We start from the raw sequence: 17765 nt of genomic DNA on the forward strand, positions 1-17765 counted from the left end.
ATGGAAATCGACCTTGCCAACGTCTTTCGCAAACGTCAGGCCGAGTCGCGCTCTCTCAGCGCCGAGAATCCCACAGGCGAAAAGGGAAAAGGGGCGATGGCAGAGCCGGATGCCCAGAGCCCTGCCAGGGAATTGGGACGCGGGTGGAAGGTGCGCCCCTGCATCAGCATCGCGCCGGGGCAGACCGCCACCCTGATGGACCACGACGGCCCGGGTGTGATCCGCCACATCTGGCTCACCTGCAGCGAAAAGTTCTATCGCGACCTCATCCTCAGATGCTTCTGGGACCACCTTGCCCAGCCTTCGGTGGAAGTACCTCTGGGCGATTTTTTCTGCAACTCCTGGGGCTGTCGGCAAAACATCCTGGCCCTCCCCATCAACGTCAATCCGTCCGGAGGGATGAACTGCTACCTCCCCATGCCCTTCCGTACCCACGCCCGCATCACGGTGGAAAACCAAGCCCCGGAGGAACTGCCGCACTTTTTCTATACCATCAACTACACCCTGGAGCAAGTGCCCGAAGATGCCCTGTACTTGCATGCCCAGTGGCGGCGCTCCAATCCATTGCCCTACGGCTGTGACCATGTCCTCGTGGATGGCGTGCGCGGCCAGGGGCACTATGTAGGCACCTTCATGGCCTGGCAGCAAAACAACGCCGGTTGGTGGGGAGAGGGCGAAATCAAGATGTTTATCGACGGCGACCGGGACTTTCCCACCATCTGCGGCACGGGCACTGAGGACTATTTCGGCGGCGCCTGGTGTTTCGGCGAGGACTTTAGCGGGCCTTTCTGCGGCTTTCACCAGGTGGTGAAAAAATCAGGCGAACCAGGCGCACGCATGACCCTGTATCGCTTTCACGTGCACGATCCGGTCTTTTTCTCCGCCGAGCTCAAGGTGACCATGCAGGCCCTCGGCTGGCGGAGCGGGCGGCGCTTCCTCCCCCTGCAGGACGACATTGCCTCGGTGGCCTACTGGTACCAGACCCTGCCGCCGGCACCCTTTCCGCCTCTGCCGGACCGAAACGGGCGGGAGATCATTTGACAGGCTGGGTAAACTTCGACCTCAGGCCATGGCAAGAATTCAATTGAACATCCTCTTTTCAGATGACGCAGTGCTGGCCGTGGACAAACCACCAGGGCTGCTCACCATCCCGGACCGCTGGGATGCTGCGCGGCCCAACCTCCTGGCCGTGCTACGCGCCACTCATGCAGGGGAGCAGATCCTGCCGGTGCACCGCCTGGACGAGGGCACAAGTGGGGTGGTGCTCTTCGCTAAGGGAAAGGAGGCCCACCGCGCGCTCTGCCTGCAGCTTCAAGAGCGCGCCATGGTCAAGGTCTATTTGGCCATAGTCCTCGGTGAAGTGGCGCAGAACGGCACAATTGGCCTGCCGCTGGCCGCCGATAGTCGGCGGCGTGGGCACGTGGTCGTACGCAGCTACGGCAAGAAATCACAAAGCGACTACCAGGTGCTGGAGCGTTTTCGCGGGTACACCTTGCTGCGCGTGGTGCCGCGCACCGGCCGGACGCACCAGATTCGCGCCCACCTGCAGGCCATCGGGCACCAGCTGGCGGTCGACCGCTCCTATGGCGGCCGGCCTGCCCTCTACCTCTCGGAGCTCAAGACGCATTACAAGCGGAAACAAGACCAGGAAGAGCGACCACTCCTGAGCAGGCCGGCACTGCATGCGGCTGAGCTTCACTTCGTATCGCCGAGCAGTGGCAAGGTGGTGGTGCAGGCCCCGCTGCCCAAGGATTTTCGCGCCCTGCTGCACGCGTTGCGCAAATATCGGCCTCTGCCAGAGTGGGAATCCGGCCGGGCTGGCATGAGGAACATCTGAAGCAGCCACCGCACGAGAAAAGCCGCGCGCCTCAAGGGCCAGTCCGCCTGTGCTGGGCACGCCGGACTGATATGTCGCGCGGGCAACTTGCCGGAGGCCCTTTGGGCGCAGAACGGAAACGCAGGCGAGGCAATGCACGCAAAGAGAGCCCCGGAGCGGATGACGAGGCGTGGTGCGCGCTGTGTTGAGGACAAGGCGTGGCAAGCGAACGCTGCAAGCTCTGCGGTCAGCCAGGATTAGTCAGTCGGGCCCTGGGCGTCTGTGCCAGCTGCATAGTGCAGCGGGAGGTGCAGGCAAAGGAATTCGTGCGGCAGGCGCATCGTGCGGCGCGCCGACCCTTTGATGTGCCCGACGAAATGCCCAGGGCCGCAGAGGGTGTGGGTTGCAAGGGGTGTGGCAACAATTGCCGCATGCCCCTTGGCGGGCGCGGCTACTGCGGGCTGCGGCGCAACGAGGGCGGCAGGCTCATGCAACTGGCGGGCACGCCGCGCGGCGCCCTGGTGAGCTGGTACCACGACCCCCTGCCCACCAATTGCGTGGCAAGCTGGGTCTGTCCAGCCGGCGCAGAAGTCGGCTATCCCGATTTCCCCTATGCTCCCGGGCCTGAGTACGGCTACACAAACCTCGCCGTCTTCTACAAGGCGTGTAGCTTTGATTGCCTGTTCTGCCAGAACTGGCACTACCGGGAAGCAAAGCCCACCAACAGACAGCGCTCTGCGCAGGAGCTGGCAGCAGCCGTGGACCGGCGAACCGCCTGCATCTGTTACTTCGGCGGTGACCCTGCGCCTCAAGTGGCGCACGCCTTGGCCGCCTCGCGTCTTGCGCTCCGTGCCAACGCAGGGCGGCCGCTGCGCATCTGCTGGGAGACAAACGGCAGCGTCGGCCTCCCTGCGCTGCGCAAGATGGCGGATCTCTCCCTGCGCAGCGGCGGCTGCATCAAGATCGACCTCAAAGCCTTCACGCCGCAGCTGCACGAGGCGCTGTGCGGCACGAGCAACGCCCAGACCATAGCGAATGTGGCCTGGCTGGCAAGGCTCGCCCGGCAACGCCCCTCCGTGCCCCTCCTTGTGGTCAGCACTCTGCTTGTTCCGGGCTACGTGGAGGCCGACGAGGTTCGTCGCATTGCCGGCTTTATCGCCTCCCTGCACCAGGACACGCCCTATTCGCTGCTCGCCTTTTACCCCCAGTTCTTCATGAGTGACCTTCCTGCAACTTCGCGGGAACAGGCCTACTCCTGCGTGGAGGCGGCACGGGCTGCCGGGCTGCGGCGCGTCCACTTGGGCAACCAGCACCTGCTGGGCCTGTAGGAAATCAGGCGCGGGGGAGGATTCGCCGGGAGCTGAACGCCCGCTGGCTCACGGAGAGGCGCGGCGCTGCTGTGCTCTGGCCGCAAGGAGCAAAGAGCACATTTCCCGAACCTGGAGCGGAAAGTTGGCCCACGCTCCTCCTCCCTTCTGCCGACTCCAGGAGAGATGTTCGGGAGCACGCCCGTGGCAATGGCCGCTCCCACCAGCAGGCCCCAGGAGGACAACCCCGGGCGCACTGCCGGTATCCTGTCGCGAGCGGAGGCTGCGCGCTTCACGCGCAGTCACTCACCGCTAGGATTCACATCTTCGCCGTTGCCTGCTCCAGCCAGGCCAGCATGGCCTCCAGAGCAGCCAGCACCTCGTCGACTTCATGCTCCTGAATGGTCAGCGGCGGCAGCAGCTGGTTCACCGACTGGTCGTTGTTGGCGTAAATGCAGAGCAGCCCAAACCGGAACCCTGCCAAGGTGAGCAGGGGCCCCATCGCCTCGTGGGCAAGCTTCAGTCCCAGCATCAAACCGCGCTGGCGCACCTCCACCAACACCCCGCCGTGCCGCTCCTTCAGCCTTGCTAAGCCCTCGGCAAAGCGCGCCGCCATCCGCCGCACGTGCGCCAGGAATTCGGGCTCCTCGAGGATGGCGAGCACTTCCAGGGCGACGCGACAGCCGACCTCCGCGCCGCCAAAAGTGGAGATGTGGCTGAAAGGGTTCTCATGCAAGAAGGGGTTGAGGTGCTCCCTGTAGATGGTGGCGGAAATCGGATAGAGACCACCGGAGAGTCCTTTGGCGGTGACCAGAATGTCGGGAACTACGCCGAAGGTGTCGATGCCCCAGAGTGCCCCGCATCTGCCCAGACCGCTCTGCACCTCATCGATAATCATCACCGCCCCATGCCGATCGCACAGCCGGCGCACCCCGGCAAAATAGTCCTCGGGTGGCACCACGATGCCCATGGTGGCGGGAATGGTCTCGAAGATGACGGCAGCGGTGTCAGCGTCCATGGCGGCAGCCAATGCTGCCAAGTCACCAAAGGGCACTTGCACAAAGCCTGGTGCTAAGGGTGCAAAAGGCGCACTGTACTTGGCGTCCCCTGCGGCCAAGGCAAAGCCGGTGTGGCCGTGATACCCGCCGTTGGCACAGATGACCTTCGGCCTGCGCGTGTGGGCCCGCGCTATCTTGATGGCCATGTCAATGGCCTCGCCCCCTCCTACCCCGAACACCACCCTGCTCAGGTGCCCTGGACAGAGGGCCACTAATCGTTCCGCCAGCAGAGCACGCTGTTCGCTGATGAAGTGATGGTTGCCAATGTCCAGCTCCTCCAAGGCAGCCTCCAACGCGGCAACCACCCGCGGGTGGCGGTGACCGAGGTTGAACACCCCGCCATTGCAGTGACAATCGATGAGTCGTTGCCGGCCCGTCACATCCCAGACGTACACCCCCTCTCTCCTGCCAAACACAAAGTCGATGCCGGCTTTGCGAAAAAACTCCACCTTGCCACTGGACACATGACGCGCAAAGCTCTCGATAATCCGCTCCTTGGGCATGCCACCGATAACGGCCATCTCTGTCCTCCTCTAACGCTTGATCTTGTCCGGCAAAATGTATGGGTACTCGCCTCCCAATAGCCGTGTGCGCAGGAAGCGGTCGATCTTCCTCATGCCGAGGTAGAGCCTCCAGATGAGGGCGTCCTCCCGGTAATATGCGGCCACCTCCTTGTCGGCGATTGGGGCAATGTGCAAGTCGGCCGCCTCTTGCGCAAAAAAGGCATTGGCCACGCGGAGGACCAAGGGGATCAACTCCGGGCGCTGCTCTTTGTAGAAATTCGCCGCCAAATCCACCACCACCCGCCGAAAGTCGTAGTAGCGGTCCACAACGTCCTTGAGGAAAAAGAGGCGGAGGATCCACACCAAGAAAGAGGGGGCGCTGCGCAGGAACAACTCCGTGTCCAACTGCTCCACCCCGCGCACGCGGAAGAGCGGGGTGCTGGTGTCGAGGTAGAGGAGCGGCGCCTGGGCAATGTCCTGCGCGCTCCCCTCCCATCGCGCAGGCGCCCAATTGGAAATCTGGCCGTCGATGGCAACCTGCAGGTGCTCCTGCCGCCGGTTGAAGAGCCACACCTTGCGCAGCTCCCTGAGCACGCGCCCCTCCAGGAAGCCGACCTCCTCCGGCGCGAGCCGGTGGATGAGGCGATTGCCGATGGACTCGGCCGGCAATTGCGCCTGCACGATGTAGAAGACAGGCCGCCCCATGCGGCCGCGGATGACCTGGTACCCATGAGGCGGAAGCGCAAGGCCGATGTCCTCCTCCAACAGCCGGCAGTACTCCTGGTAGACCGAGGCGTAGCGACGCACCTCATCGTCATTCAGGAATAGAGGCATGCGCTTGAAGGCCAGGCCGCGCAGGCCATCCGCGTCAAATTGCGAACACCGTGCTGATTTCGCCAAAGCCGAGCACGCGCGCGGGAATGGCGCTCCGCTCTGGGACACGGGGGTCAAGTCCGCGCTCGAAGCGCTGAAGGAGCTCGGCGTCCACCGAAATTGACAAACCTCCTGTCGCCCTCATGTGCGCATCTTCTCCCTCTCCTTTCCTATGCCAAGCGCCGCGTGGCGAAGCATGTTGCTGCCAGACGCCCCTGCACGACAACGTGCCAAAACATGGCCTCCTGTCGACGAAGTCGCCGCAGGCAAGAAGCCATGCTGGTGGCGTGAGGCTCCAGCTCGTCGGTGACAAGCACAACAACGACCCTTGCGCGCAGAAGGCGGAGTGCGGCAGGCACCTCTTGCCGACGGCAAGGTCAGCCCGTCGGCCGCGGCGCGAGGCCAAAAGGCCGGCGCTATCTCTGGCCGCCGAATCCCTGCAGATTCACCAGCGGCACGATGTTCTGCGGCAGCACGCCCCACTGGATGTTCGGCGCCAGCTTCTGGACGAACTCCCACTGGATGATGGTGGGGTTCTTGCTCAGCGCTGCCTGTCGGATCTCGATGCTCTTGGCGTCGCCCTCGGCCGCGACAATCTTCTGCTCCTTGCGGATCTTCTCCTGCTCCAGCTTGTTCTTCTCGGTGGTGATGTTCTCCAAGGCGATTTGCTTCTCCTCGAGCGTGCGCGCGTACTCCGGCGTGAAGGTGATGTTGCGCAGCACCAGCTCGTCCAAGATCAGGCCGTTGGCGGCAAATTTCGGGGCGAGCTCGTCGAACAGCGCCTGCTGAGCATCGTAGCTGCGCCGGGTGTAGAGGTCGTACGAGGCGAACTTGGTGGGTACGCGCCGCCCCGAGCCACGGATCTCCGTCTTGACGACCTTCTCCACATAGTCGCGCTCGGTGCCGAGGTTCTGCAGGATCCAGGGCGCCATGCCGGGTTGGATCATGAAGCGCGCGGTGATGCCGACGCGGATCTGCTGCCCGTCCGAGGTCAGGGCGCTGATGACCACATCCGGAAAGTCAGCCCGGCTCTGACTCGGCTCGTCGGAGGCCTCGTAGGTCTTTTTGATGGTGGGGAAGATGACCACCCGGTTTACCACCGGAATCACCACGTGCATGCCCGGGGGCAGCTCGCGATGCACGGCGCCGAGCCGTTTGACCACCCCCACCGTGCCGGCTTGAATGATGACCACCGCATCAACGATGAGCACAAACAGCACGATCGCCGCTAAAGCCAGGAGAATCGTCTTGCTGCCAAAGGCGGGGAGCTTCATCCCTCTCTGGCGCAGCGAAGCCAGCACCAGCTGCAGGACGAATAGGACAATCAATGCTGTGATCAGGTAGCCTGCCATGATTACCTCCAAGCTTGGGGTACAAAGCTACAGCCGCCGAGCGTCGCAGCACACGACAGCCAGGCACAGAACCTCCCTCTCCCTGACCTAGCTACCCCCCGCCACTTTCGCTCCCTTGTCCCTCAAGAGCCCCATCTGCTGACAGCCCGTGTAGCGCAAACCTCTGCTTTGCGCCGCGCCCTACAACTTCCGCTGCCCTCGTTTCTGATGAACCCACTGCCAGGACAACGTCAACTCCTTCGAGCCTCCGGGGGGTGCGCCGGAGCACAAACGAGGCTACTGGCAAAGAGCCCAGCTCGTGCATCAGGAGCGTTCTCAGCAAAACCTCCGGGCGGTTCTACCAGGGTCCGTCTCTTCTCCTCGGCCTAAGGCCCGTTGCGAACCACTTCCTCGCGCAGCGGAAACAGGTCAAACGCCCCACCGGTGTGGATGAACAGCACCCTCTCACCGGGGCGGAACCGACCCCGCCTTATCTGATCCACCAGCCCGTACATGGCCTTGCCGGTGTAGACCGGATCTAGCAGCACTCCCTCCGTACGCGCCACCTGGCGGATGAAGGCTAACTCCTCAGGCCGACTCAGTCCGTACCCCAATCCCACATAGCCGTCGACAATCTCGATCTCCTCCGGGCTGTAAGCGAACTCCGCGCCGAATTGCGCCCGGAACTCTTCGATAATGCCAGCGATGCGGTGCACGAAATACGCCGCGTCGTCACACACGTTGATGCCCACCACACGGGCGCGCAGGCCGCTTAGCTTGCTGGCCAGAAACATGCCCGCGTAGGTGCCGCCGGAGCCCACGGCAAAAACCACCGCATCAAACGACACGCCGAGCTCTTCCTGGTCACGGGCGATCTCCTGGCCGGCCTGCAGGTACCCCAGCGCGCCTACGGCATTGGAGGCCCCCTCCGGGATCACATAAGCACGCTCGCCGTCGCGCTCCAGCTCGGCCGCCTTCTCGGCCATGATCTCGTCGCGATGAGCATAATACTGCTCAGGGGTGATGAAGCTCATCTCCGCGCCCACCAACTTGGCGATGAGGGTGTTGCCGTCATAAACCTCAGGGGGTTCGCCCCGGAGCACAAGGTGGCACTTTAACCCAAGGCGTGCGGCTGCCACTGCCGTTGCGCGCGCATGGTTGGAATGAGTGCCCCCACAGGTGATGAGGACCGTCGCTCCGTGGCGCAGCGCGTCGGCAACGACGAACTCCAGTTTGCGCACCTTGTTGCCGCTGAGGGCAAACCCAGTGAGATCGTCCCGCTTGAGGTAGATTTCCGGCCCTTCCAAGCTGCTGGACAACCGGGGAAGGTGATGCACAGGCGTGGGAAGATGGGCAAGTGACACGCGCGGCGGAAACGCGAAATGCACGGCAGATCCTCCTCGTGGAATGTGGGAGACAGGCTCTGTAGCCCCGAGGGGACGAGATGGTCTAGCACGCCGTCTGGCGCTCCCCCGAGGCAGCAACCAGGACAAAAAGGCGCTGCCGTCCGTAGCAGCGCCTCACAGATTCAACTCAAGATTTGGGCAGCAAGCAGGATGGCCCCAATCACCCCGGCGTCGTTGCCAAGCTCCGCCGGCCGGATCTGTAGCCCCTTCCAGGCAGTGGGCATTGCCCTTTCGCGCACCGCCTGCGCCACGCGGTCGATGAAAAAGGGGCCGGCATCGGCAACTCCGCCACCGATGACCACCATCTCCGGATTGAGGGCATTGGCGAAGCTGGCAATGCCCGCGCCGAGGTACTGGCTGGTCAGCTCAACGGCGGCCACGGCCTCCGGCTCGCCCAACTTGGCGCGTTCAAAAACTAACTTGGCATCTACCTCGGAGGGTACCGGCTTGCCGGCCTGCTGAAGCCGGGCCGTATACTCCCGCACGGTAGCTGGTGCGGAGGCGTACTGCTCCAGACAGCCGCGCCCGCCGCATGGGCAAGGCCGACCGTTGAACTCTACCAGCGTGTGGCCGAGCTCGGCGCCGGCAAAATGGTTGCCGCGGTAGATTTCGCCGTTCAGGTACAGCCCGCCGCCAATGCCCGTGCCCACGGTTAGGCACACCACGTGGCGACAGCCCTTGGCGGCGCCCACGGTCACCTCTGCCAAGGTCATCAAATTGGCATCGTTGTCCGCGAACGTGGGAAGGCCGAAATGGCAGGCCATCCTCCCGGCGATCTCCACGTTTGCCCAGTGCGGAAGATTGGGGCTCTGCCCCACCAGTCGGCCCCTGTGCACATCGATCACTCCTGGGCTGCCCACCCCGACAGCCTGCACCACGCCCCCGTACTGTTCGGCGGCCACGAGCAGTTCCTCCACGGCAGCGAACATATTTTCAAAGATGACGTCCGCCGGGGCCGTGGCCTCAGAAGGACGCTTCCCTTTCTGCAAGAGGCGACCTTTCATGTCGCCCAAGGCCGACTTCAAGAAGGTTCCACCCAGATCCAGCCCTATGATGAGCTTCATGGCGCCGCTCCACCTTCGCCTTGCCTGTGAAAAGTAGCCATCACGCCTTGAGCTCGTAGTAGCCATCTTTGACCTTTTCAATGGTGATCTTGTGGCCATAGCGGAGAGGGATGCTGCCCACGAAGGGGCGCAGGTCGATGCGATAGCTCCTGGTCGGCTTGCGCGGGCCCATGCTCCAGCACTCCACTGCGGCCACGGCCACCTCGTGGTACTTGCCGCCCACCTTCAACTTGAACGGTTTGCCCGGCGCAGGGAAAAGCTCCAAGCTCCCCTTTTGCACCAAAAGGTACTGCCCCCGCACCTCTTCATCTGACAACTTGCGAACGCAGACAGGGCGCTCCTTTGCCACAGGTCTTCCCTCCAGAGTTGTACCAAAGAAATGGCTGCGCAGCGTTTGTCACTTAGCGGAAGAAGGGAGCCTTACAGTTCCGCCACAATGGCGTTCAGGTCGGTCAAGTGCTGCTGTTCCTCCCGGATGGTGACGTCGACATGCTTGCGCTCCGCGTCCGGGACATGCTTGCGCAGTTCCTCCAGCAGGAGCAGGGTGCTCCGCTCCGTCTCAATGGCCAGCTTGACGGCGTCGACGTCGGACTTTTCCTGGGCCATTGCCGCCGCAGCCTCGGCGTCGGGAAAAATCTTGTAGTTGAGCAGCGCCTTGACATAGGCGTCGTACTCGCCAGGGTAGCTTTCTGCCACCTCGGGTTCACCCAAGCGCTCCAGGAGTTCGGTGAACAACTTCTCGTGGTGGCGCTCCTGCTCGGCGATGCGGGCAGCCGCCTCCCGCAGCTTCTTGGAGCTCGCCTTTTTGGCCAGGGCGGTGTAGTAGGCCGCCCCGTTCTGCTCCTCGGTGATGTTCATCTTGACGATCTCGTTGGCGTAGAATAGGTGTGCCATGGCTTTCTCCTCGCTGATTCCAGTCTGCTATCTGCGACTATCACTCCCACGGTCGGTGCAACAATACCTCAGGGCGGCGCTCGAACCCCAAGTCCTCCTTGCCGGCATGGTAGCGCTGGCGGAAGGAGCGTTTCACCTCGCCCAGGTCGGTGTCGATGTAGTCGACCTCATCACTGCCCTCGCGTCTTCGGATCCACTGCAGCGACCCGTTTTGCATGCGATCGATGAAGAGGATGCCGTCGATGTGGTCGATTTCGTGTTGGAAGATGCGGGCCAACAGTCCCCGCGCGACCAATTCCACCTGCCGCCCTTCCGGGTCGAGTCCGCGCACCACCACCTTGTTGGCGCGTTCCACCTGCGCCTGCAGTCCCGGCAGGCTCAAGCACCCCTCCGAGTCGACGTTGGTGCGCGCGCTCCAGCTCACAATCTCCGGGTTGATGAGGATGTGCAGCTGCTCCTCGTAGGCCACCACGATGATGCGCCTGGGGAGCCCGACCTGGTTTGCTGCCAGTCCGACCCCGTCCGCCTCGCGCATGGTGTGTACCATGGCCGGGATGATGGCGCGGACCTCGTCGAGAGCCTCCACCGGCGCGGCCGGCGTGCGTAGCACCGGATCGCCGTACACCCTCACCTGCAGGAGCCTGCTCTCCTCCATGCCCTCACCCTTGCGCCTTGACGCCCTGCTTCTGCCTTTGCCGCTGCATGGCCAGATACTCTTCAAACCGCGTCCAGAACGGATCAACCCTCGGGTGAAGCAGCGGTCGCCCCACACCCGCCTCGACGATGGTCAACCCTTCTTCGGCAGGCAAGACCTCGCCGACAAGGGAGCTGACAATCCCCGCGCTCTGCAGCGCCTGAACGATTGCCTCGGCGCGCTCCTTGCGCACTATCGCGATAAGCGTGCCTTCGCTGATGGCCTTGTATGGGTCGATGTCGAAGACGGCGCACGTCTTGCGTACAATCTCCTGGAGGACGATGCGCTCCTTGTTGACCCGCACGCCATAGTTCCCGGCCATGGCCATTTCGAACAGGCCGCCGAGCACGCCGCACTCGGTGGCATCGTGCATGGCCACCACGCCGTCAGTCTCCGCGGCAATGCGCGCGTCTTTGACCACCGACATTTGGTAGAAGACGTCCTGTGCCTGGCGCACAGCGGCCGCGCCCAGTTCCTTCTCGATGAACTCCGGGAACTGCACTGCCATGAGGCCGGTGGTCTCCACTGCCGGCCCTTTGGTGATGAGCACCAAGTCGCCAGGCCGCACGTTGCGGGGATCGGCCAATTGCTCCGGGCGCCCCACGCCGAACATGGTGGCGCCACCCACCATCGGGTAGGAGCAACCGGCATAGCGGGCGGTGTGGCCGCCGACAATGGCGATGCCCAGCTTGGCGGCCTCGGAGTGGATGGTGTCCCAAATGATTTCCAGTACGTCTTCATTCATCTCTGGCGGCAGGTTGAGGTCGATGGTGAGGTGCGAAGGAGGGATGCCGCTCACGGCCACGTCGCTGGCCAAGATGTGCAGGGCAAACCAGGCAGCGCGCTCCCAGCCGAGCGAGGGTTGGATGAAGACCGGGTCGGAGGAGAACACCAGCACGTGTTCCCCGACGCGCAGGGCTCCAAAATCCACGCCATGGCGTGGGCCCAGCAGGACGTTGGGGTCCTTGGCACCCAACCGGGGAAAGATCACCTTGTCGAAAAAGTCGAAATCAATCTTGCCAAGAGGTGGCAAAAGGGGCCTACTCCTCTCCATGCGCCATACTCTCCCTTCCTTTTCGCTCCGCCTCGGCCCGGAGACGGCGTCGTTCCCCGGCTTCCGTCCAGCGCCGGCGTTCCTCCTCAGTCTCGAGGGCCACGTCCGCAACCCTTATCGGACGCCCATCCTCGCCCAACGCCACAAAAGTCAGGTACCCAGAACATGCGTGGTACGCAGCCTTGGCGTAGGTATCTTCCGCCCACACCTTGACGCCCACCTCCATGGAACTGCCAAACACCCGGTTCACCTTCGCCTTACATACCACGACTTGTCCCACTCTGATTGGTTTCAAAAAGCGGACCTCCTGTACCGCCACCGTGGCTACGCGCGTGCCGGTGTGACGCCTGGCGGCGATGGTAGCCACCATGTCCATGATCTGCAGAATCCTGCCCCCGAACACGCTGCCGATGCTATTGGCGTCTGCTGGCAGGGCCAGCAGGACCGTCTCGGCTTCACCGGATCTGATGCCGGCGGCGCGTTCCGGTTTCATGACAGCACCCCTGCCTGTCGGGCGGCATGGTACGAACTGCGCACCAATGGGCCCGCTTCCACGTGAGCAAAGCCCATGGCCAGTCCTGCGGCGCGCAGTTGCTCGAATTCCTGTGGTGGGACAAAGCGGTCCACCGGCAGATGTTGGGCGCTCGGCTGCAAATACTGGCCGGTCGTCAAAATGCTGCACCCCGCGCCACGGAGGTCAGCCATGGTTGCCAGCACCTCCTCGCTGCTCTCGCCCAGTCCCACCATCAGGCCGGACTTGGTCACGACGCCTGCCTGGGCGGCCTGGGCCAGCAGGCCGAGGGAACGTCGGTAATCCGCCTGTGGACGAACCAAGGGATAAAGCCGGGGCACCGTCTCGACGTTGTGGTTCAACACGTGCGGCGCCGCGGCCAGCACCTCGGCGAGGGCCTCCTGCGAACCGGCGAAATCGGGAACCAGCACCTCCACCTTGCAGTCGGGTCGCCGCGCGCGCACCGCCCTGATGGTGGCGGCGAAATGGCTCGCTCCGCCATCTGGCAGGTCGTCGCGGGTCACCGAGGTGATGACCGTATAGTCGAGGGCAAGAAGTGCCACCGCCTCTGCCACGCGGCGCGGCTCGTCGCCATCCAGGGGGAGCGGTGCACCATGGTCTACGGCGCAGAAGCCACAAGCGCGGGTGCATACGTTCCCCATGATCATGAAAGTGGCCGTGCGCTGCGCCCAACACTCGCCGATGTTCGGGCAGCGGGCGCTCTGGCAGACGGTGTGCAACCGGTGCTTTGCCACCAAGGCGCGCACGGCGCAGAACCCTTCCCCGCTGGGAAGCCTCACCTTCAGCCACCCGGGGCGCCTTCTCTGTTGTCCAACACGACCCATGCTGAGCTGCACCGTCCTCGTGCTATTCCGCCGCCTGATGCGACGGGAGATAGTACTTGCGAAACGCCTCGTAGGACCATGGCATCTTCTCTGCAAAGATGCGCATGATGGCCTCGGCGTAGGCGCGAATTTCCTCTTGAGCGTGGCGCTCCGCCCGCAGGATGAGAAAGTTCATGAGCGAGCGGGCGTTTACCGTCCAGTAAAACTGCGTGTAAAGGGCCAAGGGCAAGACAATGCGGGCATGCTCCTTGGCCACACCTTGCGCGAGCAGCCTCTGGTAGAGGGCATAGCTCCGCTGGTAGTGCTCCACCATCTCCTGCCGCAGCGGCCGGTTGGCCTCTTCTGGCAAGAGCTCGAACTGATAGTCGAGACCTCTCTCCTTGCGCAGCCGTTCGGGGACGTAGAACTCGTGCTCAAGGCGCGTGTAGCGGCCGGAGATCTCGTTGTAGCTGGCCATTCGGTGACGGAACCATTGCCTGGCCACGAAGATGGGGCACTTGATGTGAAAGGTGAAGACACTGTGCTCGAACGGCGTCTCGTGGCGGTGGCTGAGGAGATAGTCGATGAGCTGACGGTCCTTGAGCTCACCTTTGCTCTCTTGCCCCACGGAGACGCGCGCTGCCCGCACCACCGCCTGGTCGCCACCCATAAAGTCCACCAGGCGCACAAAACCATGATCCAGGACCGCCTGCACCATCGTCCCTGCCGGGGCGACTTCTCCGGGTTTTCTTTCTTGGTCCGTCACGCAGCACTCCTCCGCCGTGCAGCGCCCCTTCGTGGGCCAAAGAGTCCACAGGAGGTAAGGGTAGACTTCTTGGCCAATCTCTGGCCCCAGTGAAGAGCGCATCCCCAAGGATGGAAGGCAACCTCCCCCGCCGAACGCGACGCAGTTACCCGCCGCAGCTCCTCACGGTGACCATGCGGGACCACCGACCAGGCAGAGCAAAAGGCAAGGTGCGCACTGCCTTCGCCATCGGCCGCCACCCTTGGCAAGAGACTGTGCAACGACGACACTCCCATTCCTGGTCTCAGCCCACGCTTGCTCTGTCAAGCAGTTCGAGATACGGCTGGTACTCCAGGCCCGAGCGCACTAAGTAGGTGGTGAGCAGAATCTTCACCGATTGCTGCAACTGGCTCGCATCCCACGGTTTTTCCACATAGCGGTCGATGTGCGCCTCGTTGATGGCGTAGATGGTGTCCTCGTGCGTGGCCAAACCGGTGAGAAGCATTTTCTTCGTGTTGGGAAAGCGGCCGGCCTGGGTTAACTCTGCCAGCAGGTCGATGCCGTTCTTGCCGGGCATGATGTGGTCGCAGATGATCAAAGCGAGGTGGTCGCCCCGTCGTTCCATCTCCGCCAGCACCTCCTCGGCTTCGGCGGCCGATTCGCATTCAACGATGGCACACACCGAGGTAAGCGGCTCCAGGTCCTTGCGCAAGGCAGCCAACACCTCACGCTGATCGTCAACGCATAGCACCTTTAGCTTCTCCATAGCCTCCTCTGATCGGTAACGTCACGGTGAACACGGTCCTGCCAGGGCGCGATTGCACGCTCACGCGACCGCCATAGTTGGTGACGATGCGTTCCACGATGGTCAGCCCCAATCCCAAACCGAAATCCAAGCCCTGTTCCTTTGTCGTGTAGTTGGGCTGAAAGATCTTTGGCAGCACGCGCTTGGGGATGCCCGGGCCATTGTCCTGGACGGAGACCTGAATCACCTCGTCGGTGGCCCGGCTGGTAATGACCACCTCGCCCTTTTTGCTGCTATCGGTGGCAAGGCTTTCCACGGCGTTGCGGATGAGGTTGCTCCACACCTGCACCAATTCGCCCTTGCTGGCGGCGATGGGCGGCACTTCACCCAAGTTGAGTTTCAGGTCCACCTTGCGCAGAGGGCTGCTGAGCAGGATGAGCGCCTCGCCAATCGACTTGTTCACCTCCAACTCCGGCTCGATGGCGGTCTCTTGCGTGGCTAAGTACTTCACGGACTTGACCACGTGTGCCGCATGTTGGGCGGCCACCGCCATGTCCCGGAAGGTGGCGCCAAGCTGCCAGTAGTAATGCACCACGTCGCCCACTGCCTGGAGGTGTCTCCCGAAGCGAGCCAGTTGCTCGGCGGACAGCCCCGTTTCAGCGAGCTTGTGGGCGGTCTCGGGGCTCAGGCCGTAGGCCTGCTCCAATATCTCCGCCTGCTGCCGCACCTCGCGCGTGGACTGCCAGCGGCCCTTTTCCAGCCCCAGACGAAAGTACTCGAGCTGCTCGGGCGACTGGTCGCGCAGGGCCCGAATCAAGTTCTCCCGCAGCCATTCGGTGTTCCGCTCCAACACGGCCACTGCGTTGTTCAGCTCGTGGGCGATGCCAGCCGCCATCTGCCCAAGGGAAGCAAGACGCTCAGTGTGAATCAGGCGGCGCAGGGCCCGTTCCTTTTCCCGGGCAATCTGCAGTTCCCTTTGCTGCCGGTACTTCAGGTCCATGACCACCACCGGCATGAACTGCTCAAACAGAGAGCTTCCCCTGGACGGATCCTTTACCGGCTGATGCTGGTCGATGTAGGCCACCTCGGCATCGCGCTCCACGATCACCGTGGCCGAGCTGACGAAGGTGCGCGAAAAGTAGCTGTACACCCCCACGAACTTGTTGCGCGTCGCCCGGAAGAGTTCGTACTGGCCCCCACCAGGGGCCCGCGCACAGCCGACCAGCACGCCCTTGAGGACCAGGTAGAGGCGATCGTTGTATCCCCCCTGCACCATGAGCCTTTCGCCCTTGCGGAGGCTAAGCCGCCTCGAAGGATCAGAAAAGTAGGTGCTGATCAGCCACGATAGATCGGGGCTTTTCGCGTCCAACTTGGTCGTGGTAACTGCCATGGGCCTCATCGTGAGCTTGGTCTCCTGCCCGCACGCAGGGTGCTAATATGCGAAATATTTCTGCAATATTCAAGCGGGAAATGGCAGAGGTCTCGGGTGCAGCAACTGCGAGCAGAACCGCTTGGCGAGCGCCGGTTGGCCATCTGCCCAAGAACAGGAGATGGCTCACCTGGGGCTGAGTCGCCCCACGGCCGAGATTTCGCTTGCGTTTGAGCCGAGAGGTCGCTACATTGCCACTGCCGAGCCGTCTGGGTGCACGCACAAGGAGGGAAAGGGTATGTTGCAAGAGTTCAAGAAGTTCATTATGCGTGGCAACGTGGTGGCTATGGCGGAAGGGATCGTCGTGGGAGCCGCGTTTGGCACCATCGTCAAGTCCTTTGTCGAGGATATTCTCATGCCACCCATCGGCCTGCTCCTTGGCAAAGTGGACTTTACCAACTTGTACGTTGTGCTCTGCAAAGGAACCAGTACCAATCCTTACGCCAGCCTTGCGGCGGCAAATCAGGCCGGAGCTGCCACCTTCAACTATGGAGTCTTCATTACCACATTGATCAATTTCTTGATAATCGGGTTTGCGCTCTTCCTGGTGGTGAAAGGGGTCAACGCCTTGCGGGCAAAAGAGGAGGCGCCTCCCCTGGCGCCCACAACCAAGGAGTGCCCGGAATGCCTGTCGGTGATCCCCCTCAAGGCAATGCGTTGTGCACACTGTGGCATCGGGCTCCAGTGAGAAGTCGTGGCAGATCTCAGGGCAGGCTGCGCCCCGGCTCGGCACCTCCCAGCGCTTCGCCAAAGTGAGCAAGTCAATTCACCCGGCTCGCCACAAGGCTTCGTACCCCATTGCCACCACTTCGCGCACTACCGGGATGTTGGCCAGCCTGAGGGGCCGCAAGCCAAAGCGGGTGCGGTAGATTGGGCGTACTATGAAAAGTTCTCTCCTCACCAGCCGGAAACCGGTTGCCCTGCACAGCCGCTCACAGTGAGCGATGCTCAGGCCCAGTCGGCGATTTGTCACGATGCTGTTCACCTGGTACTCTGCCTCATGCAGGACTCTCCCCAGGGCGCCAACCAGTGGCGCGGGCAGCAAATGAACAAAGGGGACAAAACGGAGCACAGAGCGACCCACTTGCTGGTGGCCGGCAAAAGCGGAGTACTTCGGGGGAAAGGACACAAAGAGGTAGCCCCCCGCGTTGAGCAGCGCGCGGATGTTGTGCAGCGCCGCGGCTCGCTCGGCGATGTGTTCGATCACGTCCCGCATCACCACCAGGTCGAAACCGGTACCCACCACCTGGCGGCAGCGCGGGTCGGTGATGTCGCCCACGCACACGTGCAGGTCTGGGTTCTTGCGCCGGGCAATGGCCACGCGCGCGGGCGAAAGCTCCAGCCCCACTGCCTCTATCCCCTGCTCGTGGAGCACATCGAGGAGCCCTGCCTCGGCACAACCGACTTCCAAAACGCGCATGCCGGCAAAGCCGGGAAGGTGCTCCCGAAAGTAGGGCAACAGATAGGACTTGGCAAAGGCCTGTTGCTCTTGAAAGTGCTTCTCCGCCATT

General features: G+C 62.9%; 20 protein-coding genes. 4 read left to right on the top strand and 16 right to left on the bottom strand.

From position 1 onward, the window contains the following. The 3 genes from NUW13_04100 (at nt 1) to NUW13_04110 (ending at nt 3144) form a co-directional block, all read left to right on the top strand. Entirely contained in the window at nt 1-1041 is a 1041-nt protein-coding gene (locus tag NUW13_04100) for a DUF2961 domain-containing protein (GenBank protein MCR4438208.1), read from the top strand. Nucleotides 1042-1069: 28 nt separating this feature from the next. Then, nucleotides 1070-1837 carry a pseudouridine synthase gene (locus tag NUW13_04105; protein ID MCR4438209.1) on the top strand — a complete coding sequence of 256 codons (768 nt, stop codon included), beginning with the start codon at nt 1070-1072 and terminating at the stop codon, nt 1835-1837. 197 nt (nt 1838-2034) lie between these two features. Then, complete coding sequence (locus NUW13_04110) at nt 2035-3144, top strand: radical SAM protein (GenBank protein MCR4438210.1); 1110 nt, start codon at nt 2035-2037, stop codon at nt 3142-3144. Between the two features lie 298 nt (nt 3145-3442). Here NUW13_04110 and NUW13_04115 read toward each other — a convergent pair whose 3' ends face one another. From NUW13_04115 to NUW13_04185, 15 genes are all read right to left on the bottom strand, one after another. Next, nucleotides 3443-4702 carry an aminotransferase class III-fold pyridoxal phosphate-dependent enzyme gene (locus NUW13_04115; GenBank protein ID MCR4438211.1) on the bottom strand — a complete coding sequence of 420 codons (1260 nt, stop codon included), beginning with the start codon at nt 4700-4702 and terminating at the stop codon, nt 3443-3445. A 12-nt stretch (nt 4703-4714) separates the two neighbouring features. Next, complete coding sequence (locus NUW13_04120; protein MCR4438212.1) at nt 4715-5584, bottom strand: DUF6206 family protein; 870 nt, start codon at nt 5582-5584, stop codon at nt 4715-4717. Further along, nucleotides 5553-5702 carry a hypothetical protein gene (locus tag NUW13_04125; GenBank protein ID MCR4438213.1) on the bottom strand — a complete coding sequence of 50 codons (150 nt, stop codon included), beginning with the start codon at nt 5700-5702 and terminating at the stop codon, nt 5553-5555. The genes NUW13_04120 and NUW13_04125 overlap by 32 nt, the downstream gene beginning before the upstream one ends. Nucleotides 5703-5973: 271 nt before the next feature. Further along, a complete protein-coding gene (locus NUW13_04130) occupies nt 5974-6909 on the bottom strand; it encodes a prohibitin family protein (GenBank protein MCR4438214.1) in 936 nt (311 codons plus the stop codon). A 365-nt stretch (nt 6910-7274) separates the two neighbouring features. After that, on the bottom strand, nt 7275-8276 hold the full coding sequence (locus NUW13_04135; GenBank protein ID MCR4438215.1) for a D-cysteine desulfhydrase family protein: 1002 nt from the start codon (nt 8274-8276) through the stop codon (nt 7275-7277). Between the two features lie 140 nt (nt 8277-8416). Continuing rightward, nucleotides 8417-9358, bottom strand: a complete 942-nt coding sequence (locus NUW13_04140) for an ROK family protein (protein MCR4438216.1) — start codon at nt 9356-9358, stop codon at nt 8417-8419. A gap of 40 nt (nt 9359-9398) precedes the next feature. Beyond that, a complete protein-coding gene (locus tag NUW13_04145; GenBank protein MCR4438217.1) occupies nt 9399-9707 on the bottom strand; it encodes a hypothetical protein in 309 nt (102 codons plus the stop codon). 71 nt (nt 9708-9778) lie between these two features. Continuing rightward, a complete protein-coding gene (locus NUW13_04150) occupies nt 9779-10252 on the bottom strand; it encodes a ferritin family protein (protein ID MCR4438218.1) in 474 nt (157 codons plus the stop codon). A 40-nt stretch (nt 10253-10292) separates the two neighbouring features. Then, a complete protein-coding gene (def, locus tag NUW13_04155) occupies nt 10293-10907 on the bottom strand; it encodes a peptide deformylase (protein ID MCR4438219.1) in 615 nt (204 codons plus the stop codon). Nucleotides 10908-10911: 4 nt separating this feature from the next. Next, entirely contained in the window at nt 10912-12000 is a 1089-nt protein-coding gene (locus tag NUW13_04160; GenBank protein ID MCR4438220.1) for an AIR synthase family protein, read from the bottom strand. Next, nucleotides 11987-12493, bottom strand: coding sequence for an acyl-CoA thioesterase (locus tag NUW13_04165; protein ID MCR4438221.1), 507 nt, complete (start codon nt 12491-12493; stop codon nt 11987-11989). Before NUW13_04165 ends, NUW13_04160 begins: the two co-directional genes overlap by 14 nt. Further along, nucleotides 12490-13356 carry a lipoyl synthase gene (gene lipA / locus NUW13_04170; protein ID MCR4438222.1) on the bottom strand — a complete coding sequence of 289 codons (867 nt, stop codon included), beginning with the start codon at nt 13354-13356 and terminating at the stop codon, nt 12490-12492. Before lipA ends, NUW13_04165 begins: the two co-directional genes overlap by 4 nt. Nucleotides 13357-13378: 22 nt before the next feature. Next, nucleotides 13379-14053 carry an FAD-dependent thymidylate synthase gene (gene thyX / locus NUW13_04175; protein ID MCR4438223.1) on the bottom strand — a complete coding sequence of 225 codons (675 nt, stop codon included), beginning with the start codon at nt 14051-14053 and terminating at the stop codon, nt 13379-13381. Between the two features lie 331 nt (nt 14054-14384). Beyond that, nucleotides 14385-14846 (bottom strand): response regulator, encoded by a 462-nt coding sequence (locus NUW13_04180; protein MCR4438224.1) that lies wholly within the window; start codon nt 14844-14846, stop codon nt 14385-14387. Continuing rightward, on the bottom strand, nt 14818-16215 hold the full coding sequence (locus NUW13_04185; protein ID MCR4438225.1) for an ATP-binding protein: 1398 nt from the start codon (nt 16213-16215) through the stop codon (nt 14818-14820). Before NUW13_04185 ends, NUW13_04180 begins: the two co-directional genes overlap by 29 nt. A 277-nt stretch (nt 16216-16492) precedes the next feature. Between NUW13_04185 and mscL the strand changes: the two genes are divergently transcribed. After that, nucleotides 16493-16942, top strand: coding sequence for a large conductance mechanosensitive channel protein MscL (gene mscL / locus NUW13_04190; GenBank protein MCR4438226.1), 450 nt, complete (start codon nt 16493-16495; stop codon nt 16940-16942). A gap of 78 nt (nt 16943-17020) precedes the next feature. Here mscL and NUW13_04195 read toward each other — a convergent pair whose 3' ends face one another. Then, on the bottom strand, nt 17021-17764 hold the full coding sequence (locus tag NUW13_04195; protein ID MCR4438227.1) for a class I SAM-dependent methyltransferase: 744 nt from the start codon (nt 17762-17764) through the stop codon (nt 17021-17023). Between the last annotated feature and the right edge of the window lies 1 nt (nt 17765).

Source organism: candidate division KSB1 bacterium, from assembly GCA_024655945.1.
Lineage (GTDB): Bacteria > Zhuqueibacterota > Zhuqueibacteria > JANLFK01 > Oleimicrobiaceae > Oleimicrobium.